Source organism: Pseudomonas sp. JV245A, assembly GCF_032424515.1.
Lineage (GTDB): Bacteria > Pseudomonadota > Gammaproteobacteria > Pseudomonadales > Pseudomonadaceae > Aquipseudomonas > Aquipseudomonas protegens.
On sequence record NZ_VYKE01000014.1, the window covers coordinates 1 to 25,155 of the forward strand.

The 25,155-nt window shown below is 62.7% G+C and carries 25 protein-coding genes and 1 tRNA gene; 8 read left to right on the top strand and 18 right to left on the bottom strand.

Annotated features, from left to right (window positions below; translation table 11 throughout):
* Positions 1 to 190: 190 nt before the first annotated feature.
* Entirely contained in the window at positions 191 to 1,081 is an 891-nt protein-coding gene (locus F6S12_RS06300; protein WP_015636982.1) for a helix-turn-helix domain-containing protein, read from the bottom strand.
* A gap of 190 nt (positions 1,082 to 1,271) precedes the next feature.
* On the opposite strand from F6S12_RS06300, the gene pobA reads away from it, so the two are divergent.
* Both pobA and F6S12_RS06310 read left to right on the top strand, forming a co-directional pair.
* Entirely contained in the window at positions 1,272 to 2,459 is a 1,188-nt protein-coding gene (gene pobA / locus F6S12_RS06305) for a 4-hydroxybenzoate 3-monooxygenase (protein WP_011063415.1), read from the top strand.
* Positions 2,460 to 2,648: 189 nt separating this feature from the next.
* Entirely contained in the window at positions 2,649 to 4,703 is a 2,055-nt protein-coding gene (locus F6S12_RS06310) for a TonB-dependent receptor domain-containing protein (protein ID WP_315868790.1), read from the top strand.
* A 60-nt stretch (positions 4,704 to 4,763) separates the two neighbouring features.
* Here the strand turns inward: F6S12_RS06310 and ychF are convergent, their stop codons facing one another.
* The 8 genes from ychF to F6S12_RS06350 all read right to left on the bottom strand — a co-directional run bounded on the left by ychF (position 4,764) and on the right by F6S12_RS06350 (position 11,678).
* Positions 4,764 to 5,864, bottom strand: coding sequence for a redox-regulated ATPase YchF (ychF, locus tag F6S12_RS06315; RefSeq protein WP_152686428.1), 1,101 nt, complete (start codon positions 5,862 to 5,864; stop codon positions 4,764 to 4,766).
* Positions 5,865 to 5,887: 23 nt separating this feature from the next.
* Entirely contained in the window at positions 5,888 to 6,472 is a 585-nt protein-coding gene (pth, locus tag F6S12_RS06320) for an aminoacyl-tRNA hydrolase (protein ID WP_315868791.1), read from the bottom strand.
* A gap of 168 nt (positions 6,473 to 6,640) precedes the next feature.
* Entirely contained in the window at positions 6,641 to 7,240 is a 600-nt protein-coding gene (locus F6S12_RS06325) for a 50S ribosomal protein L25/general stress protein Ctc (RefSeq protein WP_011063411.1), read from the bottom strand.
* A 138-nt stretch (positions 7,241 to 7,378) separates the two neighbouring features.
* A complete protein-coding gene (locus F6S12_RS06330) occupies positions 7,379 to 8,320 on the bottom strand; it encodes a ribose-phosphate pyrophosphokinase (protein ID WP_003171603.1) in 942 nt (313 codons plus the stop codon).
* A gap of 47 nt (positions 8,321 to 8,367) precedes the next feature.
* A tRNA-Gln gene (locus F6S12_RS06335) sits at positions 8,368 to 8,442 on the bottom strand.
* 36 nt (positions 8,443 to 8,478) lie between these two features.
* Complete coding sequence (gene ispE, locus F6S12_RS06340) at positions 8,479 to 9,330, bottom strand: 4-(cytidine 5'-diphospho)-2-C-methyl-D-erythritol kinase (RefSeq protein WP_315868792.1); 852 nt, start codon at positions 9,328 to 9,330, stop codon at positions 8,479 to 8,481.
* Position 9,331: 1 nt separating this feature from the next.
* Positions 9,332 to 9,949, bottom strand: a complete 618-nt coding sequence (gene lolB, locus F6S12_RS06345) for a lipoprotein insertase outer membrane protein LolB (RefSeq protein ID WP_019095037.1) — start codon at positions 9,947 to 9,949, stop codon at positions 9,332 to 9,334.
* Positions 9,950 to 9,953: 4 nt separating this feature from the next.
* Complete coding sequence (locus tag F6S12_RS06350; protein WP_011063408.1) at positions 9,954 to 11,678, bottom strand: tetratricopeptide repeat protein; 1,725 nt, start codon at positions 11,676 to 11,678, stop codon at positions 9,954 to 9,956.
* Positions 11,679 to 12,025: 347 nt separating this feature from the next.
* On the opposite strand from F6S12_RS06350, the gene hemA reads away from it, so the two are divergent.
* The 6 genes from hemA to F6S12_RS06380 all read left to right on the top strand — a co-directional run bounded on the left by hemA (position 12,026) and on the right by F6S12_RS06380 (position 17,381).
* Positions 12,026 to 13,300 (top strand): glutamyl-tRNA reductase, encoded by a 1,275-nt coding sequence (gene hemA, locus F6S12_RS06355; RefSeq protein ID WP_011063407.1) that lies wholly within the window; start codon positions 12,026 to 12,028, stop codon positions 13,298 to 13,300.
* Entirely contained in the window at positions 13,300 to 14,382 is a 1,083-nt protein-coding gene (prfA, locus tag F6S12_RS06360; RefSeq protein ID WP_123472953.1) for a peptide chain release factor 1, read from the top strand. The genes hemA and prfA overlap by 1 nt, the downstream gene beginning before the upstream one ends.
* On the top strand, positions 14,383 to 15,213 hold the full coding sequence (gene prmC / locus F6S12_RS06365; protein WP_015636975.1) for a peptide chain release factor N(5)-glutamine methyltransferase: 831 nt from the start codon (positions 14,383 to 14,385) through the stop codon (positions 15,211 to 15,213). It abuts the gene before it with no gap.
* Positions 15,207 to 15,962 carry a molybdopterin-synthase adenylyltransferase MoeB gene (locus tag F6S12_RS06370; protein WP_015636974.1) on the top strand — a complete coding sequence of 252 codons (756 nt, stop codon included), beginning with the start codon at positions 15,207 to 15,209 and terminating at the stop codon, positions 15,960 to 15,962. The genes prmC and F6S12_RS06370 overlap by 7 nt, the downstream gene beginning before the upstream one ends.
* Positions 15,955 to 16,746, top strand: coding sequence for a glutamate racemase (gene murI / locus F6S12_RS06375; RefSeq protein ID WP_011063403.1), 792 nt, complete (start codon positions 15,955 to 15,957; stop codon positions 16,744 to 16,746). The genes F6S12_RS06370 and murI overlap by 8 nt, the downstream gene beginning before the upstream one ends.
* 116 nt (positions 16,747 to 16,862) lie before the next feature.
* Entirely contained in the window at positions 16,863 to 17,381 is a 519-nt protein-coding gene (locus F6S12_RS06380; RefSeq protein WP_015636972.1) for an acyloxyacyl hydrolase, read from the top strand.
* A gap of 8 nt (positions 17,382 to 17,389) precedes the next feature.
* On the opposite strand, the gene F6S12_RS06385 is transcribed toward F6S12_RS06380, so the two are convergent.
* Genes F6S12_RS06385 through F6S12_RS06425 form a run of 9 tightly spaced genes read right to left on the bottom strand, consistent with a single transcriptional unit; the run spans position 17,390 to position 25,154 of the window.
* Positions 17,390 to 17,698, bottom strand: coding sequence for a YkgJ family cysteine cluster protein (locus F6S12_RS06385; RefSeq protein WP_041119840.1), 309 nt, complete (start codon positions 17,696 to 17,698; stop codon positions 17,390 to 17,392).
* Between the two features lie 54 nt (positions 17,699 to 17,752).
* Positions 17,753 to 18,268 (bottom strand): DUF2878 domain-containing protein, encoded by a 516-nt coding sequence (locus tag F6S12_RS06390; protein WP_315868793.1) that lies wholly within the window; start codon positions 18,266 to 18,268, stop codon positions 17,753 to 17,755.
* Positions 18,261 to 19,532 (bottom strand): SAM-dependent methyltransferase, encoded by a 1,272-nt coding sequence (locus tag F6S12_RS06395; protein ID WP_015636970.1) that lies wholly within the window; start codon positions 19,530 to 19,532, stop codon positions 18,261 to 18,263. The genes F6S12_RS06390 and F6S12_RS06395 overlap by 8 nt, the downstream gene beginning before the upstream one ends.
* The gene (locus F6S12_RS06400; protein WP_015636969.1) at positions 19,519 to 20,334 is read right to left on the bottom strand and encodes a DUF1365 domain-containing protein; all 816 of its coding nucleotides are present in this window, start codon (positions 20,332 to 20,334) and stop codon (positions 19,519 to 19,521) included. The genes F6S12_RS06395 and F6S12_RS06400 overlap by 14 nt, the downstream gene beginning before the upstream one ends.
* Positions 20,331 to 21,578 (bottom strand): NAD(P)/FAD-dependent oxidoreductase, encoded by a 1,248-nt coding sequence (locus tag F6S12_RS06405; protein WP_053153749.1) that lies wholly within the window; start codon positions 21,576 to 21,578, stop codon positions 20,331 to 20,333. The genes F6S12_RS06400 and F6S12_RS06405 overlap by 4 nt, the downstream gene beginning before the upstream one ends.
* The gene (locus F6S12_RS06410) at positions 21,575 to 22,345 is read right to left on the bottom strand and encodes an SDR family NAD(P)-dependent oxidoreductase (protein WP_015636967.1); all 771 of its coding nucleotides are present in this window, start codon (positions 22,343 to 22,345) and stop codon (positions 21,575 to 21,577) included. The genes F6S12_RS06405 and F6S12_RS06410 overlap by 4 nt, the downstream gene beginning before the upstream one ends.
* Positions 22,342 to 22,767 (bottom strand): nuclear transport factor 2 family protein, encoded by a 426-nt coding sequence (locus F6S12_RS06415; protein ID WP_015636966.1) that lies wholly within the window; start codon positions 22,765 to 22,767, stop codon positions 22,342 to 22,344. Before F6S12_RS06415 ends, F6S12_RS06410 begins: the two co-directional genes overlap by 4 nt.
* Positions 22,760 to 24,205, bottom strand: coding sequence for a deoxyribodipyrimidine photo-lyase (gene phrB / locus F6S12_RS06420; RefSeq protein WP_053153744.1), 1,446 nt, complete (start codon positions 24,203 to 24,205; stop codon positions 22,760 to 22,762). Before phrB ends, F6S12_RS06415 begins: the two co-directional genes overlap by 8 nt.
* Positions 24,206 to 24,218: 13 nt before the next feature.
* Positions 24,219 to 25,154, bottom strand: coding sequence for a MerR family transcriptional regulator (locus tag F6S12_RS06425; protein WP_015636964.1), 936 nt, complete (start codon positions 25,152 to 25,154; stop codon positions 24,219 to 24,221).
* Position 25,155 lies beyond the last annotated feature (1 nt).

Genomic DNA, 25,155 nt, shown 5'->3' on the forward strand with positions numbered 1-25,155 from the left:
CGGTGCGGCGCTGCTGGGGCACCTGGCGGACATTCATGGCATCGAGTATGTGTACTACCTGTGCTCGTTCCTGCCGCTGTTCGGGGTGCTGGCGATCTTCCTGCCGCGTACCCGCAAAGCCTGATGGCTTGAGGCGTGCTGGCGATAGAACGCCCGGGGTTCTGGCCCCGGGCTTTTTTTTGCCTGGGCTTCAGCCGCCCTGGCGGGTGTGCCCGGTGCCTTGGCGAAAGGCGTTGGGTGTCTGGCCGCCGAGGCGCTTGAAGAAGCGGGAAAAGTAGGTGGGGTCGCTGAAGCCCAGGTTGTCCGAGAGCTGGCTGATGCTGATGTTGGTGTAGATCAGGTTGCGCTTGGCCTCCAGCATCAGGCGCTGGTGGATGATCTGCAGCGCGGTCTGCCCGGCCAGTTCCCGGCACAGGGTATTGAGGTGCACGCTGGACAGGCCGATGCGATGGGCCAGGGCTTCCACCGTCGGGTGCTCCTGGTAATGCTGCTCCACCAGCTTGATGAAGTGCCCCAACAGTTGCTGGTTGCGCTCGCTGCGGTTGCTGGGCGTCACGTTCTGCTGGCGTCGGCGGCTGATCCACACCAGCAGTACGTTGACCAGCGAATGCAGCAGCAGGTCCCGCGCCGAGGCGCTGCCTTCGTATTCCTCCAGCAAGGTCTTGAACAGGCTGTTGAGGCGCTGCCGGTCACGGCCCACCGGGTAGCGCCCGGCCGCGGCCAGGACCGCCAGCGGCGCCCCCAGCTGGCTTTCCAGCTGGGCCACCAGCGGCGCACCCAGGGTCAGCACGTAGCCCTCGATATTCTCGGAAAACTGAAAGCCGTGGACCATCAGCGGCGGCACCACCTGGATGGTTGCTTCGCGCACGTCCTCGCGGCGCCCTTCGACTTCCACCAGGGCCTGTCCGCTTTGCACATAGAGCAGTTGATACAGGTCGGCGTGGCGGTGCGGCTTGATCTCCCAGTGGTGCAGGCTGCTGCGCTTGGGGATGGATTCACAGTGCAGCAGGTCCGGAGTCGGCCAGGCCTGGTTTTCGCCGTAGAGCTTGAATACGGGGATGCTGGAGCGACTGGCTTTCATCGGGCGCGGCCCTGGGGGTGAGGGATTGGAATGCTCGATAATCGAACGCTGTTTTCAAAAGTGCATTTTTACGGCGGTTAATCACCATTTTTTGCGATTTTTGTCGGCAAAAATGCAGGGGTACAACAATAACCATAAATTCCGGATTTCGCCTGCACGGTGACTGGAATGCCCTTATGAGACGACAACAATGAAAACTCAGGTTGCGATTATCGGCGCCGGACCTTCCGGCCTTCTGCTGGGCCAACTGCTGCACAAGGCCGGCATCGACACCGTGATTGTCGAGCGCCAGACCCCGGACTACGTGCTGGGCCGCATCCGTGCCGGTGTGCTGGAGCAGGGCACCGTGGACATGCTGCGCGAGGCCGGTGTGGCCCGCCGCATGGACGCTGAAGGCCTGGTCCATGAAGGGGTGGAGCTGCTGATGGGCGGCAAGCGCGTGCGTATCGACCTCAAGGCCCTGACCGGCGGCAAGACGGTGATGGTCTATGGCCAGACCGAAGTCACCCGCGACCTGATGGAGGCCCGCGCTGCCTGCGCAGCGCCGATCATCTATTCGGCGGACAAGGTGCAGCCCCATGACATGAAGGGCGCGCAGCCCTATATCACCTATGAAAAAGACGGCCAGCTGCAGCGCATCGACTGCGATTACATCGCCGGCTGCGACGGTTTTCATGGCGTGGCGCGCAAGAGCATCCCCGAAGACGTGCTGACCCACTACGAGCGCGAATACCCCTTCGGCTGGCTGGGGCTGCTGTCCGATACCCCACCGGTCAATCACGAACTGATCTATGGGCAGCATGAACGTGGTTTCGTGCTGTGCAGCCAGCGCTCCCTGACCCGCAGCCGCTACTACCTGCAAGTGCCGCTGAGCGACAAGGTCGAGGACTGGTCCGACGAGCGCTTCTGGAACGAGCTCAAGGCCCGTCTGCCAGAAGAGGTGGCGGCTGACCTGGTGACCGGGCCAGCGCTGGAGAAAAGCATCGCGCCGCTGCGCAGCTATGTGGTGGAGCCCATGCAGTACGGCAAGCTGTTCCTGGTGGGGGACGCGGCCCATATCGTTCCGCCTACCGGTGCCAAGGGCCTGAACCTGGCGGCCTCCGATGTGTGCTACCTGTACCGGATCCTGGTCAAGGTCTACCGCGAAGGGCGTACCGAGCTGCTGGAAAAGTATTCCGAACTGGCCTTGCGCCGGGTGTGGAAGGGCGAACGCTTCAGCTGGTTCATGACCAATCTGCTGCACGATTTCGGCGACCGGCAGGATGCCTGGGACCACAAGATGCAGCAGGCCGATCGCGAATATTTCCTCAACTCCCACGCTGGCCTGGTGAACATTGCCGAGAACTATGTGGGCCTGCCTTACGAAGAAATCTGCTGAGCCCACGACCCTGAAGCGACCCGCATGCAGTGGGCCGTTTCAGGGCGCTGCCTGCAACGGGCGGCAAGCCGTAATGTAACAGTGCGGAAACATTCCTATTTATAAATGATATTCATTAGCATTACACTCCGATCCCTCTCTCCCTTGATGCACCATCCGGGTGCATTGAATCGACAAGGATCGTTTGTAATGAAAGTCAGCTCATGCCTGTTCAATTCGCTTCTGCTAAGCGCCGGTGTCGGCCTGCTGGCCCCGCTGGCGCAGGCCGGCGATGCGGTTGAAGAGGCCAAGCCTGCATCGTTGGAACTGGATACCGCCTTTGTCACGGCTACTGGCGGTGCCACGGATCTCAAGGATGCCCCGGCCAGTGTCAGCGTCATCACCCGCGAGGAAATCGAGCGCCAGCCGGTCTATGACCTCAATACCCTGCTGCGCCGGGTGCCGGGGGTGACCGGTGGTTTCGGCCCGGTGGGCGAGCAGTCGAAGATCAAGCTGCGGGGGCTGGACGACAAATACACGCTGATCCTGGTGGATGGCAAGCGGGTCGGCAGTTCCGCGGACCTGAGTTATCGCCGCGACCTGGCGCGCCAGGACCTGAACTGGATCTCGCCGAACATGATCGAGCGCATCGAGATCGTCCGCGGGCCTATGTCGTCGCTGTATGGTTCGGACGCTATGGGCGGGGTGATCAATATCATCACCCGCAAGGTCTCGCGGACCTGGACCGGCTCGGCCAGCACCAATATCACCGTGCCCAAGGATTCCGACCGCGGCCAGACCACTCAGTACAGCGTGAATGCGGCAGGTTCGCTGACGGAGTCCCTGGGGCTGCGCCTGGGGGCCAACGTCACGCGTCGGGCTGCGGATGAGGTAGAGGCGCGGCGCGATGCCCAGGGCGATTTCATGTACGACGATGGCGCGGGCGGCTCCAAGGATCAGAGCGTGAATGCACTGCTGGACTGGCAGATCAACCAGGAGCAGAGCCTGTCCTTCGAGGCGGTGCATGGCGTTGAGCATTCCTGGGCATCAAAGAAGACCTTTGGTGACTGGAACGAGACCGTTGGTGGCGCCTTCGGCCCCAGCCGCCTGACCCGCGACAGCTACATTCTGTCCCATACCGGCGACTGGAGCTTTGGTACCTCGAAGCTCGATGCCTACCTGAACAAGTACCGCAACGACCTTGACCTGGGCAAAGCCAACTCGGAAGAGAAGATCGTCGAGGGCAGCCTGAATATTCCCTTCCAATTGCTGTTGGACCAGCGCCTGACGGTGGGCGGGCAATGGAAGCGTGAAGAGCTGACCAACACCGATACCCTGGGCACGGTACCCGTGGATTATCAGGGCGCGCCGGTCAGTGGCTCGACCTTGAAGGGCGATTACTCGGCGGCCTTTATCGAGGATGAACTGTTCCTGCTGGACAACCTGTCCCTGACCCTGGGCAACCGCTTCGACCACAGCGACAAGTACGGTAACCACAACAGCCCGCGGGCGTATGTGGTCTATCACCCGCACCCGGACTGGACCGTGCGTGGCGGTGTTTCCAAGGGTTTTCGTGCGCCAAGCCTGAAGGAGGGCAGTGCGGGGGCGGCTACCGAATCCGCAGGCCGGGGCTGTGGTTCGTTACGGCCGTTGGGCTATGTCACTGGTAGTTGCTGGATGGCGGGCAATCCGAACCTGACACCGGAAACCAGCACCAACAAGGAAATCGGCCTATCGTTCGACCACGATGGCTGGGAAGCGGGCCTGACCTACTTCCACACCGACTTCACCGACAAGATCGAATACGGCCCGTTGGGCCAGTACCAGGGCCGCTGGTGGACCATGCTGGAAAACGTCGACAAGGCCCGTACCCGTGGCTGGGAAGGCACCGCCCGGGTGCCGCTGGGCGACTCCGTGAACTGGCGCACCAACGCCACCTACATGCTGGAAAGCAAGAACCTGTCCACCGGTGAAGACCTGATCAGTTCACCCAAACTGTCGGCATTCAGTGCGCTGGACTGGCAGGTCACCGACCGTCTGAGCACCGAGCTTTCGGCTCAGCACGTCGGCAAGCAGCGGGGCATGGGCAATGATTTCGTGCAGTCCTACACCACCTACGACCTGACGGCGAACCTGGCGCTGACCAAGTGGCTGACCCTGAATGGCGGCGTGCAGAACCTGCTGGATAAAGACCTGCGGGACGGATCGACCAACTTCTATGTGCCCGGGCGGGCGTTCTTCGCGGGGGCGACCACTTACTTCTGAGGCCGCTGGATGTAGCGGGGGGAATCAGCCCCATTGCCAGGCAATGGGGCTGAAGGGGCATTACACGTTGAAGCGGAAGTGCATCACGTCGCCGTCCTTGACGATGTATTCCTTGCCTTCCAGGCGCCATTTACCGGCTTCCTTGGCTCCGGCTTCACCCTTGAACTGGATGAAGTCGTTGTAGGCGATGACTTCGGCGCGGATGAAGCCTTTTTCGAAGTCGGTGTGGATCACGGCGGCGGCTTGTGGCGCGGTGGCGCCGACACGCACGGTCCAGGCGCGAACTTCCTTCACACCTGCGGTGAAGTAGGTCTGCAGGTTGAGCATTTCGTAGCCGGCACGGATCACCCGATTCAGGCCAGGCTCTTCCAGGCCCAGGGCTTCGAGGAACATGTCCTTTTCTTCGCCGTCATCAAGCTCGGCGATTTCCGCCTCGATCTTGTTGCACACCGGCACCACGATCGCGCCTTCTTCCTCGGCAATGGCCTTGACCACGTCCAGCAGCGGGTTGTTCTCGAAGCCGTCTTCGGCAACGTTGGCGATGTACATCACCGGCTTGGTGGTCAGCAGGTGGAAGCCACGGATGATCAGCTTCTCGTCGGCGCTCATGTCCTTCATCAGGCTGCGGGCCGGCTTGCCTTCGGTGAAGTGGGCGATCAACTGCTCCAGCAGGGCTTTCTGGGCCACGGCATCCTTGTCACCGCCCTTGGCGTTGCGGGCGACTTTCTGCAACTGTTTTTCGCAGCTGTCGAGGTCGGCGAAGATCAGTTCCAGGTCGATGATCTCGATATCGCGCTTGGGGTCGACGCTGTTGGACACGTGGATCACGTTGTCGTCTTCGAAGCAGCGGACCACATGGGCGATGGCGTCGGTTTCGCGGATGTTGGCCAGGAACTTGTTGCCCAGGCCTTCACCTTTCGAAGCACCGGCCACCAGGCCGGCGATGTCGACGAACTCCATGGTGGTGGGCAGCACGCGCTCGGGCACGACGATGGCGGCCAGGGCGTCCAGGCGCGGGTCGGGCATCGGCACGATACCGCTGTTGGGCTCGATGGTGCAGAAGGGGAAGTTCTCGGCCGCGATCCCGGATTTGGTCAGGGCGTTGAACAGGGTGGACTTGCCGACGTTAGGCAGGCCGACGATGCCGCAATTGAATCCCATGGTGTATTCCCCGAGGAGTAGAGTCAGGCCTTCTGGCTGTGCAGGTTTTTCATCGCGCGGTTCCATTCACCGGCGAAGATATCCGGCAGCACGCCGAGGGCAAAATCGATGCTGGCATCGAGTTTTTCCTGTTCGGCGCGTGGCGCACGACCCAGGACAAAGTTTGAAACCATACTGGCAACGCCCGGATGGCCGATGCCGAGCCGCAGGCGGTGAAAGGTATTCTGATTACCGAGCTGCGCGATGATGTCCCGCAGTCCGTTGTGCCCGCCATGGCCGCCGCCGGTCTTGAGCTTGGCGATGCCTGGCGGCAAGTCGAGTTCGTCGTGGGCCACCAGGATCTCTTCCGGCTTGATGCGGAAGAAGCCGGCAAGCGCCGCCACGGCCTGGCCGCTGCGGTTCATGTAGGTGGTGGGAATCAACAGACGAATGTCCTGACCCTGGTGACTGAAGCGCCCGGTCAGGCCGAAATATTTGCGATCGGCGACAAGGTTGATCCCTTGTTTTTCGGCGATGCGCTCAACAAAAAGGGCCCCTGCGTTATGCCGGGTCTGTTCGTATTCGGTGCCTGGATTACCCAGGCCAACGATCAGTTTGATGGCAGTCACGATAGGGGCCCTTCTTTGGAGTGGTGGATGACATCGCCGCAACCGGTGCTACGGCGAAAGTGGACGACAAGAGCTGGGTTGCCTTGCGGCAAACTTCGCGTTCTCGCCCGCTTTCTCGCTACGTTCCAGTCCGCGATGTACTCCGCTTAACTCCCGCGTCAGAGTGAATTACTCTGCAGCGCCTTCTGCAGCTTCTGGAGCAACACGTGGAGCGTGAACGTTGGCTACTGCCAGGTCGTTGCCGTGTGCCAGGGCCACGAATTCAACGCCTTTAGGGGCCTTGATGTCGGACAGGTGAACAATGGTGCCGATTTCAGCGTCAGCCAGGTCGACTTCGATGAATTCAGGCAGGTCTTTGGGCAGGCAGGAAACTTCGATTTCCGCGATTACGTGCGAGATCTCGCCGCCTTTCTTGACCGGAGCAGCTTCGTTGATGAAGTGCACTGGAACGATGGCGGTCAGTTTCTGACCAGCAACCACGCGAACGAAGTCAGCGTGCATCACGTGGCCTTTGGCCGGGTGACGTTGCAGGGCCTTGATCACGACGTTCTGCTTGGTGCCACCAACGTTCAGTTCGATGATGTGGCTGTAGGCAGCTTCGTTTTCCAGCAGCTTGGCAACTTCTTTGGCCAGCATGCTGATGGATTCAGGGGCTTTGTCGCCACCGTAAACTACAGCTGGAACCAGGCTTGCGAGACGACGCAGGCGGCGGCTCGCACCTTTCCCCAGGTCGGAACGCACTTCAGCATTCAGAGTAAAATCGTTCATGTTGTATCTCCAAAATAACCACACTCGCCCCAGCGTTTGCGACCAGCGCTAAAGGCGATATGGGCAAAAAAGCCCCGTCCCAACACAGGTTGGGACGGGGCGCTTTTCGTCATCGGGATGTTCTGCCAGGGACGGGCCCTAGCGGAACATCGCGCTGATCGATTCTTCGTTGCTGATACGGCGAACCGCCTCGGCAACTACCGGTGCGATATCCAGTTGACGGATACGCGCACAGGCTTGTGCTGCAGCGGACAGCGGGATGGTGTTGGTCACCACCAGCTCGTCCAGCACGGAATTTTCAATGTTCTCGATGGCCCGACCCGACAGCACAGGGTGTGTGCAGTAGGCAAAGACCTTGGCTGCGCCATGCTCTTTCAGGGCCTTGGCCGCGTGGCACAGGGTGCCGGCGGTATCGACCATGTCATCGACCAGAATGCAGGTGCGTCCTTCGACGTCGCCGATGATATGCATCACTTCGGAGTGATTGGCTTTCTCACGACGCTTGTCGATGATCCCGAGATCAACGCCCAGGGACTTGGCCACGGCACGTGCACGCACGACGCCGCCAATGTCCGGGGACACGATCATCAGGTTTTCGAAACGCTGATCTTCGATGTCATCCACCAGAACCGGGGAGCCGTAGATGTTATCTACCGGAATATCGAAGAAGCCCTGAATCTGGTCAGCATGCAGATCAACCGTGAGAACACGGTCGATGCCGACTACGGTGAGCATGTCAGCGACGACTTTCGCGCTGATAGCCACACGTGCGGAACGCGGACGGCGATCCTGACGGGCATAACCAAAATAAGGAATAACAGCAGTGATACGAGTAGCTGAGGAACGGCGGAAGGCGTCGGCCATCACCACGAGTTCCATCAGGTTATCGTTGGTCGGAGCGCAAGTCGGCTGAATAATGAAGACGTCTTTACCGCGGACATTTTCATTGATCTCGGCAGTAATTTCGCCGTCGGAAAATTTTCCAACAGAGATGTCACCGAGAGGGATATGCAGCTGACGTACGACACGCCGAGCCAGATCGGGGTTAGCGTTCCCCGTAAAGACCATCATCTTGGACACGCGCAGTACCTGAAGGCTGAGGGTATACCTGGATGAGTATAGGAAAATGGCAGGGGCGGCTGGATTCGAACCAACGCATGGCAGGATCAAAACCTGCTGCCTTACCGCTTGGCGACGCCCCTGTATCTGTTGCTTCGAATGCCTGGCACTCGGTTCCTTTAGAGCAGACTTTGCAGCTTGCGATGCAACATCGAAACGTTGCTTCCTTTGGCTACAAACCCTGTAAGGGTCTCTGTAAGAAGGGCCGAGACTTTATCAGCTTCAGCTTTGCTTGGGAAGCCCCCAAACACACAACTTCCAGTTCCAGTCAGTTTTGCTTCGGTAAATTTACCTAGCAAATTCAATGCGTTACGTACTTCTGGATAACGCCTTGCGACTACCGGAAGGCAGTCGTTTCTGCTGTTTCCCTTGGGAACGGGGCGCACTTTAATGGGCGCGGTGTTCCGTGTCAACAAAGGATCTGAAAAAATTTCTGCTGTACTAACAGACACTTGCGGGACCAGTACCAGATACCAGGGTTCTTCGGGATATTCAGGGGTCAGTTTTTCCCCCACACCTTCGGCGAAGGCAGCATGCCCGCGGACGAAAACCGGAACATCGGCGCCCAGGGTCAGCCCCAGTGCAGCCAGTCGGTCTTCGTCCCAGCCCAGTTGCCACAAGTGATTGAGGCCCAGCAGGGTGGTGGCGGCATTCGAACTGCCGCCGCCGATGCCGCCGCCCATGGGCAGGACCTTGTCGATCCAGATGTCGATGCCCTGGGTGCAGCCCGATTGTTCCTGGAGTTTCTTCGCCGCCTTGACGATCAGGTTGCTGTCGTGGGGCACGCCTTCGAATACGGTGCGCAGGCGAATCACGCCGTCATCGCGCAGGGCGAAAGTGATTTCATCGCCGTAGTCGAGAAACTGGAACAGGGTCTGCAGCTCGTGATAGCCATCTTCACGGCGACCGAGGATGTGCAGCATCAGATTGAGTTTGGCCGGGGAGGGCAGGGTCAGTTTTTCCACGGACATTTCATTGCCCCAGCTTGCGCGGCAGCCATTCCTTGATCACCAGGGTGACGTCAAGGTCGCTGCCGTGCAGTTTGATCCGCTCGGGCAGCCAATAGCCGTTCTGCTGCGAGTAGCTGCTGTATTCCACCTGCCAGCCATCTTGCTCCAGGCTCGCCAGATGGCTGTCGCCGTCCAGGGTCAGGCGGCTTTTGCTGTCGGGCGCGGGCAGGCCGCGAACCCACCAGGCCAGGTGCGAGACCGGCAGCTTCCAGCCCAGCTGTTCTTCCAGCAGGGTTTCCGGGCTTGCGGATTCATAGCGACCCTGGTTGGCCACTTCCAGGCTGACCTGGCCGGGACGACCGGTGAGTCGTGCGGCGCCACGGCCCAGCGGGCCTGACAGGCGGATGTCGTAGTAGTCCTGGCGTTGCAGCCAGAACAGCGTGCCGCTGCCGGAATCCTTGGGGGCACGAATGCCGATCTTGCCGTTGATCTGCCAGCCGTCGAGGCCGGTCAGTTGATCCTTGTGCAAGCGCCATTGCGCAGGGTTGCCCTGGCCCTGGACGGACTCGCGGGCACCGAAGCCGGCGCAGCCGGCCAGCAGGGCGATAAAGCTGAAAACGATAAAGTGGCGCAAAAACATGGTCTTAAAGAGTCTCTGATCCGGTCAGGCGTTTGATGGTGCCGCGTAGCACGGGGCTGTCGGGCTGATCCTTTAGGAACTTGCTCCAGATCTGCTTGGCCTCGCGCTGCTTGCCGTTGTTCCACAGCACTTCACCCAGGTGCGCCGCCACTTCCTGATCGGGGAAGCGTTCCAGGGCCTGGCGCAGCAGGCGTTCGGCTTCGTCCAGGTTGCCCAGGCGGAAATTCACCCAGCCCAGGCTGTCGAGGACGGCCGGGTCTTCCGGAGTCAGCTGGTGGGCTTGCTCGATCAGGGTCTTGGCTTCGGCATAGCGTGTAGTGCGGTCAGACAAGGTGTAGCCCAGGGCGTTCAATGCCATGGCGTTGTCCGGTTCGCGCTGGATGATCAGGCGCAGATCCTTTTCCATCTGCGCCAGGTCATTGCGTTTTTCCGCCTGCATGGCGCGGGTGTACAGCAGGTTCATGTCGTCGGGGTATTGCTGCAGGGCCTGCTGGATGACTTTCCAGGCGCGCTCGCCCTGGTTGTTCGCCGACAGGGTCTCGACTTCGATCAGGTACAGCTGGATGGCGTAGTCGGGTTGGGCGTCGCGGGCCGCCACCAGGCGTTTTTGCGCCTCGTCGGTGCGGCCGTTGTTCATCAGGATATCGGCCTGGCGCAACTGTGCGGGCAGGTAGTCATTGCCCGGGCCGACCTGGCCGTATTCGATCAAGGCCCCTTGCGGGTCGTTGAGCTCTTCGGCAATCCGGCCCAGGTTCAGGTGCGCGGAGTCTTCGTGGCTTTCACGGGCAATCAGGTCTTCCAGGTAGCCCTTGGCTTCTTCCCAGGCCTTGGCCTCCAGGCAGACGAGTGCCAGGGAATAGCGCAGTTCGTCATCTTCCGGATATTGCTGGACCAGACTGGAGAACTGGGTCTTGGCATCCTCCATGCGGTCCTGCTCCACCAGCATGCGGGCGTAGGTCAGGCGCAGGCGCTTGTCGTCCGGGTACTTGCGGATGCTTTTTTCCAGCAGCGGCAGGGCTTCTTTACCCCGGTTCAGGCTTTGCAGCAGGCGGGCGCGCAGCAGCAATGGCGCAACTTCGCCGTCTTCCGGTGGGTTCTGTTCCAGCAGGGCCAGGGCTTCCTTGGCGTCGCCGTCCTGTTGCATGAGCAAGGCCTTGCCGAAAATCAACTGGCTGTTGTGCGGGTGTTTCTGCAGCAGGCGGTCGAAGCTTTTCATCAGGCCGTTGCGCGTGTCCTGGTCGGTATCGGCTGCGGACAGGGCAAGAAAGTCGAAGTGGGTATCGCCCTTGCCTTGCAGGACCTTCTCCATATAGACCATCGAGTCGTCATAGCGCCCGGCCCGGGCCAGCTGGATCGCGGCGGCTCGCTGCGCTTCCAGGTCGTCGGGGGCGTTTTTCGCCCAGATCAGCGATGTGTCCAGGGCAGCCTGGTCGGCGCCCAGGTATTCGGCGATGCGAAAGGCCCGCTCGGAGATGCCCGGATCCTGGGTGTTGATGGCCTGGGTCACGTAGTTGTCCAGGGCAATGTCGAAACGATTGCGCTGGCCCGCGAGTTCAGCGCTCAGCAGGCTGAAGACGGTGTCTTCGCTGAACGAGGAATAGACCTTGGGCTTTTCAGGGGCGGAGGTGCTGTCTTCCACCGGCGACGTAGCGTCCGATGAAACGGGTGCCAGAGATTGGCAACCGCTGAGGAAGACAAAGGCGAGGAGCAACGCGGAAGATCTATTCATATAGGAAGAGGGCGACTAACCTGCGGTCGGATCATCATGACACAAGCCTTCGGCCAAACATAACCGAGACTCAACGGGATGCCAGAACAGAGGCAGTCTATTAGTTTCTGCGCGAAAACTGCCTGCGCTTCGACCATGCTGCGCGCTGGGCGGCCCTGGCGCTACGCAGAAACAGGCTCGGAATGCTCATTTAGGCCCCTAAACTCCGCTTCCTCGCCTGTTTTCGCCTTGCCTGATCTTCGCTCGGCGAGTTTTGGCACAAAACTAGGACAATAGTCGGCGGTAGTTGTTCTGAGTCGGGCGAAGTAGGACAATTGCCGGCTTCTCGACATCATCAGCGACCTTGAATGGCCTTCCTTGCACTCGGTATTAACCACAAGACTGCTTCTGTAGACGTCCGCGAGCGCGTGGCCTTTACCCCTGAGCAGTTGGTTGAGGCCTTGCAGCAGCTCTGCCGACTCACCGACAGCCGCGAAGCTGCGATCCTCTCCACCTGCAATCGCAGTGAGCTCTATATAGAACAGGATCATCTTTCTGCGGATGTGGTGCTGCGCTGGCTGGCGGAATATCACCATTTGAGCCTAGACGAGCTGCGCGCCAGTGCCTACGTGCATGAGGACGATGCGGCAGTTCGTCACATGATGCGGGTGGCGTCGGGGCTGGATTCGCTGGTACTGGGCGAGCCGCAGATTCTCGGGCAGATGAAGTCCGCCTACGCCGTGGCCCGCGAGGCCGGCACCGTCGGGCCGCTGCTGGGCCGGCTGTTCCAGGCCACATTCAGCGCCGCCAAGCAGGTGCGCACCGACACCGCCATCGGTGAGAACCCGGTGTCCGTGGCTTTCGCCGCGGTGAGCCTGGCGAAACAGATTTTCAGCGACCTGCAACGCAGTCAGGCCCTGCTGATCGGCGCCGGGGAGACCATCACCCTGGTGGCCCGGCACCTGCACGACCTGGGAGTCAAGCGTATCGTGGTGGCCAACCGTACCCTGGAGCGCGCGAGCCTCCTGGCGGAGCAATTCGGTGCCCACGCCGTGCTGCTCTCGGATATTCCCCAGGAACTGGTGCACAGCGACATCGTCATCAGTTCCACCGCCAGCCAGTTGCCGATACTCGGCAAGGGCGCAGTGGAAAGTGCCTTGAAGCTGCGCAAGCACAAGCCGATTTTCATGGTGGATATCGCCGTTCCCCGGGATATCGAGCCAGAAGTCGGCGAGTTGGACGACGTTTACCTCTATACCGTCGACGACTTGCACGAAGTGGTGGCAGAAAACCTCAAGAGCCGCCAGGGCGCGGCCCAGGCCGCCGAGGAATTGGTGAACATCGGCGCCGAGGATTTCATGGTGCGCCTGCGGGAACTGGCGGCGGTGGATGTGCTCAAGGCCTATCGTCAGCAGAGCGAACGCCTGCGCGATGAAGAACTGCAGAAAGCCCTGCGCATGCTGGCCAACGGCAGCGGCGCCGAGGACGTGCTGGCCCAGTTGGCCCGCGGCCTGACCAATAAACTGTTGCACGCGCCGAGCGTGCAGTTGAAAAAGCTCTCCGCCGAAGGCCGCCTCGATGCGCTGGCCATGGCCCAAGAACTCTTTGCCCTCGGTGAGGGCTCATCGGATAAAACCCCGTAATGAAAGCGTCACTGCTCAGTAAGCTGGACATTCTCCAGGATCGTTTCGAGGAACTGACCGCCTTGCTCGGCGATGCTGAGGTCATTTCCGATCAGGCCAAGTTCCGCGCCTACTCCAAGGAATACGCGGAAGTCGAGCCGATCGTGGCTACTTATAAACAGGTGCTCAAGGTCCAGGCGGACCTTGAAGGCGCCCAGGCGCTGCTCAAGGACAACGACCCGGACCTGCGGGAAATGGCCGCCGAGGAAGTGCGCGAGGCCAAGGAACAACTGGCCGAACTGGAAAGCAGCCTGCAGCGCATGCTGCTGCCCAAGGACCCCAACGACGGGCGCAACGTATTCCTGGAAATCCGTGCCGGCACCGGCGGCGACGAGGCGGCGATCTTCTCCGGCGACCTGTTTCGCATGTATTCCCGTTACGTCGAGCGGCGCGGCTGGCGGCTGGAGATCCTCTCGGAAAACGAGGGTGAGCACGGCGGCTACAAGGAAGTCATTGCCCGGGTCGAAGGCGAGAGCGTCTACGGCAAGCTCAAGTTCGAATCCGGCGCGCACCGCGTGCAGCGAGTGCCGGCCACCGAATCCCAGGGCCGCATCCACACTTCGGCCTGCACCGTGGCAGTACTGCCCGAGCCGGATGAACAGGAAGCCATCGAGATCAACCCGGCGGACCTGCGCATCGACACCTATCGCTCCTCGGGTGCCGGTGGCCAGCACGTGAACAAGACCGACTCGGCGATCCGCATCACCCACATCCCTTCGGGGATCGTGGTGGAGTGCCAGGAAGAGCGTTCCCAGCACAAGAACCGGGCGCGGGCCATGTCCTGGCTGTCGGCCAAGCTCAACGACCAGCAGACCAGCGCCGCGGCCAATGCCATTGCCAGCGAGCGCAAGTTGCTGGTGGGCTCGGGGGACCGTTCCGAGCGCATCCGCACTTACAACTTCCCCCAGGGCCGGGTCACCGATCACCGCATCAACCTGACCCTGTATTCCCTGGACGAAATCCTCGCCGGGGGCGTGGAAGCCGTCATCGAGCCGTTGCTGGCTGAATATCAGGCCGATCAACTTGCGGCATTGGGTGAGTAAATGACCATCATCGCCAGCCTGCTGCGCGCAGCCCAACTGCCCGACTCGCCGACCCCGCGCCTGGATGCCGAGCTGCTCCTGGCCGCGGCCCTGGGCAAGCCCCGCAGCTTTCTCCACACCTGGCCGGAGCGCATCGTGCCCAGCGAGGCGGCCCTGGTGTTCACCGACTACCTGCAGCGACGCCGCTCCGGCGAGCCGGTGGCCTATATCCTTGGCCAGCAGGGCTTCTGGAAGCTCGACCTGGAGGTGGCGCCCCACACTCTGATCCCGCGCCCCGACACCGAACTACTGGTGGAAGCGGCGCTGGAACTGTTGCCCGCGACCCCAGCCACGGTCCTTGACCTGGGCACCGGCAGTGGTGCCATCGCCCTGGCCCTGGCCAGCGAGCGCCCGGCCTGGCAGGTCACGGCGGTGGACCGGGTACTGGAAGCCGTGGCCCTGGCCGAACGCAACCGCCAGCGCCTGCAACTGGACAACGTCAGCGTGCTCAGCAGCCACTGGTTCAGCTCCATTGAGTCCCGGCGCTTTGATCTGATCATCAGCAACCCGCCCTACATTGCCGAAGCTGACCCCCATCTGGTGGCCGGCGACGTGCGTTTCGAGCCGGAAAGCGCCCTGGTGGCGGGCAAGGATGGTCTGGACGACCTGCGCCTGATCGTCGCCCAGGCTCCGCAGCACCTGGAGGCCGGTGGCTGGCTGATGCTGGAGCACGGTTACGATCAGGCCGCGGCGGTCCGCGAGTTGCTGGCTGCCCAGGGTTTCATCGAAGTCCACAGCCGGGTCGACCTCGGTGGGCATGAGCGCATTAGCCTCGGGTGCCGGCCGTGCTGACCGACCAGGAGCTGTTGCGCTATAGCCGACAGATTCTGTTGCAGCATGTCGATATCGACGGCCAGCTGCGCCTCAAGGAAAGCCGCGTGCTGATCGTCGGCCTCGGCGGTCTCGGTGCTCCCGCAGCCTTGTACCTGGCGGCGGCGGGGGTTGGTGAGCTGCACCTGGCCGACTTCGACAGCGTGGACCTGACCAACCTGCAACGGCAGATCATCCACGACAGCCACAGCGTCGGGGTCAGCAAGGTGGACTCGGCCATCAGTCGCCTGTCTGCCCTCAACCCGGAGGTCCGCCTGGTGCCCCATCGTCAGGCGCTGGATGTCGATACCCTGGCCGCTGCCGTGGCGGCGGTGGACCTGGTGCTCGATTGCTCCGACAACTTCAGTACCCGCGAGGCGGTGAACGCCGCTTGCGTGGCGGCCGGCAAGCCCCTGGTCAGCGGTGCGGCGATCCGCCTGGAAGGGCAATTGTCGGTCTTCGACCCGCGGCGCCCGGAAAGCCCCTGCTACCACTGTCTATACGGGCATGGCAGCGAAGCCGAACTGACCTGCAGCGAAGCCGGGGTGCTCGGCCCGCTGGTGGGCACCGTGGGCAGCCTGCAGGCCCTGGAAGCCCTGAAACTGCTGGCCGGGTTTGGCGAGCCGCTGGTTGGCCGGCTGTTATTGATTGATGCTCTGGGTACGCGTTTTCGCGAGTTGCGGGTCAAGCGCGATCCGGGGTGCAGCGTCTGTGGTACCCATCGTGAGTGAAGCGCCGATCGGGGTGTTCGACTCCGGCGTCGGCGGCCTCTCGGTGCTGGCGGAAATACAACAGTTGCTGCCCCACGAGTCGCTGCTGTATTTCGGCGACTGCGGGCATATTCCCTATGGCGAAAAGACCCCGGAGTTCATTCGCCAGCGTTGCAGCCTGATGGCCCGGTTCTTTCGTGAACAGGGCGCCAAGGCCCTGGTGCTGGCCTGCAACACTGCTACCGTGGCCGGGGTGGCCGACCTGCGCCGCGATTATCCGGACTGGCCCATCGTTGGCATGGAGCCTGCGGTCAAGCCGGCGGCGGCCGCGACCCGCAGCGGCGTGGTCGGGGTGCTGGCCACCACCGGCACCTTGCAGAGTGCCAAGTTCGCCGCCTTGCTCGACCGTTTCGCCACTGATGTGAAGGTCGTCACGCAGCCCTGCCCGGGGCTGGTGGAGATGATCGAGAATGGCGACTTGCACAGTGCCGCTCTGCGCCAACTGTTGCACGGCTACCTCGAGCCTCTGCTGGCTGCCGGCTGCGACACCATTATCCTGGGCTGCACCCATTATCCGTTTCTCAAGCCGCTGCTGGCGCAGATGCTGCCCGGGCCCATCAGCCTGATCGATACCGGCGCCGCGGTTGCCCGGCAATTGCAGCGGCTGCTCGACGAAGGCGATCTGCGCGCCCAGGGGCCAGCCCGGGAAACCTGTTTCTGGACCAGTGGCGATGTCCCGCACTTTGCCCGGGTGCTGCCTCTGTTGTGGAAAGAATCTGCTGAAGTCCTGCCTTTGCAGTTGTGAAAAAATCGTGAAAAATCCCTTCGCTGGCGCTGAACTTCTGAATGCGCGCTGGCTTCTATAGCCTATCCACAGGGTTGTACAACACCATATAAAACCGTTCGAAAAGGATGTTCCTGATGAAGCGACTGTTGTGTTTGGCTGCACTTGCGGCCGGGTTGTTGGGGCACAGTTTTTCCGCGCAGGCGGCCGGAGTCGAGTTCTCCGTGGGGCAAACCGGCGATTCGACCCAGGCCTATCGGCTGGGTATGCAATGGGATTGGGACAAGAGCTGGCTGCAAAGTGACGTCGGCCGTCTCACGGGTTACTGGAGCGGCGCCTACACCTATTGGGATGGCGACAAGACCTCCAGCAACCACAGCCTGTCGTTCTCCCCGGTGCTGGTCTACGAATTCGCCGGGGCCAGCGTCAAGCCCTACATCGAGGCCGGCATCGGGGTAGCGGCCTTTGCCCATACCCAGGTCGAGGACAACAAGCTGGGGTCATCCTTCCAGTTCGAAGACCGCATCGGTTTCGGCCTGCGCTTCGCCGGTGGCCATGAAGTCGGTATCCGCGCCACGCACTACTCCAACGCCGGCATCAAGACCCCCAACGACGGTATCGAAAGCTACGCGCTGCATTACACGATGCCGCTCTAAGGCCGCTATCAGCGATACGCCGTGGCAATTCCCCGGCGTTCGCTCAAGCAATCGGCCTCGCCCAGCTCGAACTCGCGACAGATCAGCGGCCGCAGCTCATAGATGCTGCAACGCATGCTGTCGCGGTCCAGCGCCGCGCACCAGCCGTCATCCAGGCGGCGCATGACTTCCCCTCCCCAATCGTCGGTATCGATAAAGCGCTCGGGCACCCCGGTGTCGGTGATCAGCATGACCTCCAGCTGGCAGCAACAGGCGGCGCAGGTGGAGCAACTGACGGCGGGTTCGGCGGCGATGGAGATAACGGGGATGGTGGTCATAGGCGCGCAGTGTAAGGCAGTGAGCCCCTGCTGTGGGAAAGCCCGGACGGACGCTCAGTCCGGGATGGCTGCCTGCGGTTCTTCCGCAGTGGGGCGTGCGAGCACGTGCAGCAGCGGCAGCAGCATGCTCCACAGCAGTCCCAGCCCCAGCAGGGTTGGCCACAGGCCATAGGCAAAGCTCACTCCGGCCAGGCGGCCCCCGGCGTAATAGGACAGCGGTCCGCACAGTGCGCCAACCAGGCAGGTCAGCCACCAGGGCCGGGCGGTCCACGCCAGGCAGTGGCGCAAAGTGGTTCCCAGCAAGGCCCAGAGCACGATCAGCCACAGGGGAATCAGCAGGCTCACTTGCTGGAACTGGAACACCTCCAGCCAGTGCAGGAAGCTGTCCAGGGTAATGCCGGTCAGGGCGACCCCGAAAATCATCCGGCCTTCCGCGGCCCAGCTGCCGATCCAGCGAAAATGCGCCAGCAGGATCGCCACCCCCAGCAGCAGCCAGGCGCTGTCGCCGGACAGCACACAGATGAACCAGCCCAGCTGGAACAGCAGGGCGTTGGCCAGTTGTTTACGCATCGAAACGTCCCAGCAGGGGTTGCGGCACCGCCGAGGGTTTGGCCAGGAGCATTTGCGCGGTGCCGATGCTGCGCTCCAGGAAACCGCCTTCGCAGTAGCACAGGTAGAACTCCCACAGGCGCAGGAAGTACGTGTCATAGCCCAGCTCGCTCAGGCGGCCGTGGGCGCGGCGGAAGTTCTCGTGCCACAGGCGCAGGGTGCGGGCGTAGTGCAGGCCGAAATCCTCCATGTGCAGCAGGTTCATGTCGGTGTCGCGGCTGACCACTTCGAGCATCTTCTGCACGCTGGGCAGGGCGCCGCCGGGGAAGATGTAGCGCTGGATGAAGTCCACGCCGTTCTTCGCCTGTTCATAGCGCTGGTCACGGATGGTGATGGCTTGCAGCAGCATCAGGCCGTTGCTTTTGAGCAACTTCGCGCACTGCTGGAAGTAGGTGGGCAGGAAGCGGTGGCCCACGGCTTCGATCATTTCGATGGACACCAGCTTGTCGTAATGCCCGTCCAGGTCGCGATAGTCCTCCAGCAACAGGGTCACCCGGTCCTGCAGGCCGGCAGCGTCGATGCGCTGGCGGGTATAAGCGAACTGTTCCTTGGACAAGGTGGTGGTGGTCACGCGGCACCCGTAGTTCTGCGCCGCATACAGCGCCATGCTGCCCCAGCCGGTGCCGATTTCCAGCAGGTGATCCTCGGGCTTGAGGGCGAGTTTCTGGCAGATGCGTTCCAGTTTGTTCAACTGGGCCTGCTCCAGGCTGTCGTCCTCGCTGCGAAATTGCGCGGCCGAATACATCATCGTGGGGTCGAGAAACTGCTCGAACAGTTCATTGCCGAGGTCGTAGTGGGCGGCGATGTTTTTCTGCGAGCCCTTGCGCGTGTTGCGATTGAGCCAGTGCAGGCCGCGTACCAACGGCCGGCCGAGTCGCGCCAGGCCGCCTTCCATGGCATCCAGCACGTCCAGGTTGCTGACGAAGATGCGGATCACCGCCGTCAGGTCCGGGGTGCTCCAGTAGCCGTGGATGAACGCTTCGCCGGCACCGATCGAGCCGCTGCTGGCCACCAGCCCCCAGGCGCTGCTGTCGTGGATATGGATCTCACCCACCAAGGCCGCCGTGCGGTCGCCGAAGACCAGGCGCTCGGCGTTTTCGATGACCAGCAGTTGGCCGTGCTTGAGGTGCGCCAGTTGCCGCAGCACACCGCGACGCAACAGGTTGGCGGTAAGGCTGTGGGTGCTGAACAGGGTATTTCTGGCCGATACGCTAGAGGATTTCATGGCGGCGATCCTTGGGTTGTACAGCGGCTGTGCGATAGGCGCCGTCGGCGGCCTCATGGGGAAAGAAGGTGATGCCCTTGGCGGTCAGGCGCAGGGCCTGCCAGTAGATGGCCAGGCAGGTCTTGGCGGTCATCCATGGAAAACTGCGCAGGTACTGGTGCAGGCTGCGGCGATCCAGGGTCTGGCGCTGCAGGCTGAGGGTGGCGTCGAATACCTTCAGATCACCCTGCCAGTCGGCCATGTGCACGCCCAGGCGATCGGCCGGCGGGCTGAAGCTCATGCGGTATTCCAGGTCACGGGGTAAAAACGGCGAGACGTGGAAGGCCTTGGCCACGGCAAAGTGCTGGTGCTCGGCAGCGCCGGCACTGTCCGGGCGGGCCGGCAGCACGTAGTGATAGCGCTCGCGCCACGGGGTATTGGTGACTTCACAGAGAATCGCCGCCAGTTGCCCGTCGGCCTCGAAGCAGTAGAAGAAACTCACCGGATTGAACGCTAGGCCCCAGCTGCGCACCTGGGTCAACAGGCGCACCGCGCCGCCCGGCACACGGCCGATGGCTGCGGCCACTTGCTGGCGTACCGCGTCGATCAGGCGCATGCCCTGGCCGGTGAAGTCCTTCAGGTAATCGCTTTCGCGGAAGGCGAAGGGGGCGAAACGGCTGCGGCCCGCCAGGGGCGAGAGTCCCAGCACCGATTCCTGCTCGTCCAGGTCCAGGTACAAGAGGCCGATCCGATAGCGGAAGGCATGGTCCTTGGGGGCGAAGCGCCGGTGGCTGATCCAGCCGCTGTACAGGGCACTGTTCACAGTTGTTCACCAAAGGCCTGGGCCACGCGCAACGCACTGACCACGCCGTCTTCGTGAAAGCCGTTGGCCCAGTAGGCGCCGCAGTAGAAGCTGTGCTGGGCGCCTTGCAGCTCGCTCCAGCGGGCCTGGGCCGCCACCGCTTCGAGGCTGTACTGGGGGTGGGCGTAAGTGAAGCGGGCAAGGATTTGCGTCGGGTCGATGACCGCGGTCTGGTTGAGGCTGACGCAGAAGGTGGTGTCGCTCTTCAGACCTTGCAGGATGTTCATGTCGTAGGTCACGGCGGCGGCTTTGTCGCCGCTGGCGTCCAGGCGGTAGTTCCAGCTGGCCCAGGCCAGGCGCCGGCGGGGCAGCAGCCGGGTATCGGTGTGCAGTACCACGTCGTTGTCGGCGTAGGGCAGGGCCTGGAGAATCTCCCGCTCGGCCCGGCTGGGGCTAGCCAGCAGTTGCAGGGCCTCGTCGCTGTGACAGGCGAACACCACCTTGTCGAAGCGTTCGCTGCCGGCGGCGCTGTGGATCAGCACGCCGGTTTCGTCGCGCTCGACCCGTTGCACCGGGCAGTCGAGGCGGATGTGCTGGCGGAAAGAGGCGGTTAGCGGTTCGATATAGCGGCTTGAGCCGCCTTCGATCACGCACCACTGGGGACGATTGTTCACCGACAGCAAGCCGTGGTTCTTGAAGAAACGCACAAAGAACTGCAAGGGGAAACCGAGCATCTGCACCCGTGACATCGACCAGATCGCCGACCCCATGGGCACGATGTAGTGCTGGATGAAACGCTCGCCATAGCCCTGGTTTTTCAGGTAGTCGCCAAGGGTGGTGTCGGCGGCGATCCGCTGCTGCTGCAGATCGAGCAAGGCGGCTTTGTTGAAGCGCAGAATGTCCCGCAGCATGCCCCAGAACCCGGGCGACAGCAGGTTGCGCCGCTGGGCGAACAGGCTGTTGAGGTTGTTGCCGTTGTACTCCAGGCCCGAGGCCGGATCGCACACCGAGAAGCTCATCTCGGTGGGTTTGAACTTGACCCCGATCTGGCCCAGCAGGCGGATGAAGTTGGGGTAGGTCCAGTCGTTGAAGACGATGAACCCGGTGTCCACGGATTGGGTTTCGCCGTTGTGGCTGACTTCCACGGTATGGGTGTGACCGCCGATCCAGCTGCCGGCCTCGAAGACCCGGATGTCATGGCGACGGTTGAGAACGTAGGCGCAGGTCAGGCCGGCGATGCCGCTACCGATAATGGCGATTTTCACGATGCACTCCCCGTGCGGGCCAGGCGTTTGCCGATGGCCAGTTGCAAGCGGCCGGGCAGCCAGGACAGCAGCTTGAGGCCGAAGATGAACGGGGCGGGGAAAGCGATCTCCAGATCCCGGTGTGACAGACGCTTGTGGATATGTCGGGCGGCCTTGGCGGCGGGCCAGCTCATGGGCATGGCAAAGTCGTTGCGCGCGGTCAGCGGGGTATCGACGAAGCCCGGGCTGACCACGGTGACGTCGATGCCCTCGGCGGCCAGGTCGATGCGCAAGGATTGCAGCAGGTAACGCAGGGCGGCCTTGGAGGCGCCGTAGGCGCCGGCCCGGGGCAGCGGCAGATAGGTCACGGAACTGGCCACGCCCACCAGATGGGGCTGATTGCCGGCCCGCAACAAGGGCAGTGCGGCTTCGATGCAATAGCCGGCGGACAGCAGGTTGCTGTTGAGCACACGCTGGATCAGCGCCGCCTCGAATTGCTGCACGTCGATGTATTCACAAGTGCCGGCATTGAGAATCGCCGTGTCCAGGGCGCCCCAGGCCTGGGCGATGCGCTTGCCGATCTCGCGCACTTGCAGGGCGTCGGTGAGATCGCCGGGCACCACCAGCACCCGACCCGGATACCGCTGGGCCAGGGCCTCCAGGGGCTCGCGCGAACGGGCGCTGACGGCCACCTGGGCGCCGGCCTTGAGCAGCTCTTCGGCCAGCGCCGCACCGATGCCGCTGCTGGCACCGGTGAGCCAGATCCGCCGTGGCATTGCCGGGTTCATCCGAGCCTCCTTTTCAACCAGGCGATCACCGTGCCGAGTACCGGCAGGTGTTCATAGAGCAGCGCGCCGGCGTCGAAATAGTCGCGATGCCGGTAGACCTTGTCGTCACGCCAATGCAGGTGCGAGCAGCCGGCGACCCGGACCAGCTGGCCAGCGCGCAGGCGCGGGTGGCGGTAGCTCATGGTCCAGCGCAGGTAGCCCTGGCCTTCGCCGCAGGTATCGATGCCGTGGAAGTCGAAGCGCAGTTCGCTGACATTGGCGTACAGCTCGGCGAAGTAGTGCCGTAGGCGCGGCAAGCCATTGACCTCGTGCAGCGGGTCGGTGAACTGGATGTCCTCGCTGTAGAGCTGATCCAGGCGCTGCAGGTTGTGCTTGTCGAGGCTGGCGAAGTCCCGGGCGAAGCGCTGGAGGAAGTCAGTCATGGGTCCCCCCCGCGTCCGGCCGCGCAGGCAGGGCCTTGAAGGCGGCCAGGGCGCGATCCCGGGACATGGCCAGGTCGACCATGGGCGCCGGGTAGTCGGCGACTGCGAACAGGCCGCCCATGGCCCCCGGGTTGTGGATATCCTTTTTGTTCAACCCCGCCAGTTGCGGCAGCCAGTGCTTGATGAAGCGCCCTTCGGCATCGAAACGTTCCGACTGGCTCACGGGGTTGAAAATGCGGAAGTACGGCGCGGCGTCGGTGCCGGTGGAGGAACTCCATTGCCAGCCGCCATTGTTCGCCGCCAGGTCGCCGTCGATCAGGTGGCGCATGAAGAAGCGTTCGCCTTCACGCCAGTCGATCAGCAGGTTCTTGGTCAGGAACATCGCCACCACCATTCGCAGGCGGTTGTGCATCCAGCCGGTCTCCAGCAGTTGGCGCATGGCGGCGTCGATGATCGGCAGGCCGGTGCGGCCTTCTTGCCAGGCCGCCAGGTCTTCGGGGGCGTCGCGCCAGGCCACCGCCTCGGTTTCCGGGCGGAAGGCGCGGTGCCGGGAAACCCGTGGGTAACCCACCAGGATGTGTTTGTAGAACTCGCGCCACAGCAGTTCGTTGATCCAGGTGACGGCGCCGGGATTGCCGCTTTCGAACTCGCCCTGGTTGCAGCGCAAGGCGGCGTGCAGGCATTGCCGCGGCGAGATCACTCCGGCGGCGAGGTAGGGCGAAAGCTGGCTGGTGCCGGGCTTGGCCGGGAAGTCGCGTTCGCTCTGGTAGTAGTGGATCTGCTCGTCGGTGAACTGTTCCAGGCGGCCCAGGGCCTGATCTTCGCCGGCCGGCCAGAGGTCGCGCAGTGATTGGCTGGGGGACGGGAAGCCGTCGATATGACGGGGCACGGGATCGGCCTGGATCGACAGCGGCAATTGCGCCTTGGGGCTGGCGACCAGGGCCGGCAGTGCGCTGTGCAGGCGGCTGTAGCAGACCTTGCGGAACTGGCTGAATACCTGGAAGTAGCCGCCGCTCTTGGTCAGCACGCTACCGGGCTGGAACAGCAGTTGATCGAGGTGGCCCTGGACACTGATGTCGGCATCTTCCAGAACCCGGGTCACTGCGGCGTCGCGACGGCTTTCGTGGATCCCGTATTCCTGGTTGAAATGCAGCATGCGTACCTGCAGTTGTCGGCACAGTTCCAGCAGGACCTGGGGGGCCTGGTCCCAGGTGGCGGCGCTGCGGATCAGCAGGGGGATGTTTAGCCGGCCCAGGGACTTGCTCAACGACTGCAGATTGCGCAGCCAGAAGTCAACCTTGCACGGCGCATCGTCGTGGGCCTGCCACTGCTCCGGGCTCAGCAGGTACACCGCTACGGTCGGGCCACGCTGGGTGGCGGCGCAGAGGGCGGTGTTGTCATGTAGGCGCAGGTCGCTGCGCAGCCAGATCAATTGCATGCTGATTCCCGGTTCAGAAGAGTCCTCGCTCAAGCAGCGCCTGGCAGGCCGTTATCGGGTCCTGGGCCAGGTGCAGATCGGCGATTTCAGAGAGACATACGGACCACTCGGCGGGATGGATGCACACCGCGGGTCCGGCGATGAATTTTTTGCAGTCGATGCCGTTGAGCAGCCTGGGCAACTGCGCAGGGTTGAGGGCCTTGCTTGAATACAGCAGCAGGCCCCGGGCCTGCAGGCGTTCGACGGCCAGGGCCAGTTCGGCGCCGGGCAGTGGCCAGTCGAAGACTTCCACCGGGCAATCGGCGCTGCTGGCCAGCCAGGCGGTCAGCCACAGGTGGGGTTCCAGCGGCAGGTCCGACTGGTTGACCAGCAGCAGCGGTGGGGCCTGCAGCTGTCGATTGTTGTGGTAGATCCGTGCCCCCAGCTTGCTGCGCAGCCAGGAGTAGAAGAACACCTGCTCCATCTGGCTGCCGAACTGACCCTGCCAGCGCTGCTCCAGTTCTGCCAGCAACGGCATCAGCAGGTGCTCGCACAGGGTGCGCGGCGGATACAGGGCCATGGCCTGGTTGAAGGTGTCGTCGACCTTGCGCTCGGCCAGTTGGCTGATCGCCAGGCTCAGGGTCTGGCGCAGGCGCTGCCAGTCGTTCTCGGCCGGTGTGCTGGCGCTTGGGGCGCTGTCCAGCAGGTGCTTGACCTGGCTGACCGCCACCCCGCGATTGAGCCAGGTGAGGATGGTGAGGATTTCCTGCACCTGCTCCTGGGAGTACAGGCGGTGGCCCTTTGGGGTGCGCAGGGGCACGATCAGTCCGTAACGGCGCTCCCAGGCGCGCAGGGTGACGGCGTTGACCCCGGTCTGGCGCGCCACTTCGCGAATCGGCAGCCAGCCTTCATCCAGGGCGCGCCGGTAGTGGGCGCTGTTGTCTTCGGCCTGTTGATCGAGTGCTTTCATG

What these genes read in the sequence shown, in the direction of transcription:
- F6S12_RS06300 (WP_015636982.1), bottom strand. Translation starts at nt 1,081, where the DNA reads ATGAAAGCCAGTCGCTCCAGCATCCCCGTATTCAAGCTCTACGGCGAA.
- pobA (WP_011063415.1), top strand. Translation starts at nt 1,272, where the DNA reads ATGAAAACTCAGGTTGCGATTATCGGCGCCGGACCTTCCGGCCTTCTG.
- F6S12_RS06310 (WP_315868790.1), top strand. Translation starts at nt 2,649, where the DNA reads ATGAAAGTCAGCTCATGCCTGTTCAATTCGCTTCTGCTAAGCGCCGGT.
- ychF (WP_152686428.1), bottom strand. Translation starts at nt 5,864, where the DNA reads ATGGGATTCAATTGCGGCATCGTCGGCCTGCCTAACGTCGGCAAGTCC.
- F6S12_RS06325 (WP_011063411.1), bottom strand. Translation starts at nt 7,240, where the DNA reads ATGAACGATTTTACTCTGAATGCTGAAGTGCGTTCCGACCTGGGGAAA.
- ispE (WP_315868792.1), bottom strand. Translation starts at nt 9,330, where the DNA reads ATGTCCGTGGAAAAACTGACCCTGCCCTCCCCGGCCAAACTCAATCTG.
- lolB (WP_019095037.1), bottom strand. Translation starts at nt 9,949, where the DNA reads ATGTTTTTGCGCCACTTTATCGTTTTCAGCTTTATCGCCCTGCTGGCC.
- F6S12_RS06350 (WP_011063408.1), bottom strand. Translation starts at nt 11,678, where the DNA reads ATGAATAGATCTTCCGCGTTGCTCCTCGCCTTTGTCTTCCTCAGCGGT.
- hemA (WP_011063407.1), top strand. Translation starts at nt 12,026, where the DNA reads ATGGCCTTCCTTGCACTCGGTATTAACCACAAGACTGCTTCTGTAGAC.
- prfA (WP_123472953.1), top strand. Translation starts at nt 13,300, where the DNA reads ATGAAAGCGTCACTGCTCAGTAAGCTGGACATTCTCCAGGATCGTTTC.
- prmC (WP_015636975.1), top strand. Translation starts at nt 14,383, where the DNA reads ATGACCATCATCGCCAGCCTGCTGCGCGCAGCCCAACTGCCCGACTCG.
- F6S12_RS06380 (WP_015636972.1), top strand. Translation starts at nt 16,863, where the DNA reads ATGAAGCGACTGTTGTGTTTGGCTGCACTTGCGGCCGGGTTGTTGGGG.
- F6S12_RS06385 (WP_041119840.1), bottom strand. Translation starts at nt 17,698, where the DNA reads ATGACCACCATCCCCGTTATCTCCATCGCCGCCGAACCCGCCGTCAGT.
- F6S12_RS06390 (WP_315868793.1), bottom strand. Translation starts at nt 18,268, where the DNA reads ATGCGTAAACAACTGGCCAACGCCCTGCTGTTCCAGCTGGGCTGGTTC.
- F6S12_RS06395 (WP_015636970.1), bottom strand. Translation starts at nt 19,532, where the DNA reads ATGAAATCCTCTAGCGTATCGGCCAGAAATACCCTGTTCAGCACCCAC.
- F6S12_RS06410 (WP_015636967.1), bottom strand. Translation starts at nt 22,345, where the DNA reads ATGAACCCGGCAATGCCACGGCGGATCTGGCTCACCGGTGCCAGCAGC.
- F6S12_RS06415 (WP_015636966.1), bottom strand. Translation starts at nt 22,767, where the DNA reads ATGACTGACTTCCTCCAGCGCTTCGCCCGGGACTTCGCCAGCCTCGAC.
- phrB (WP_053153744.1), bottom strand. Translation starts at nt 24,205, where the DNA reads ATGCAATTGATCTGGCTGCGCAGCGACCTGCGCCTACATGACAACACC.
- F6S12_RS06425 (WP_015636964.1), bottom strand. Translation starts at nt 25,154, where the DNA reads ATGAAAGCACTCGATCAACAGGCCGAAGACAACAGCGCCCACTACCGG.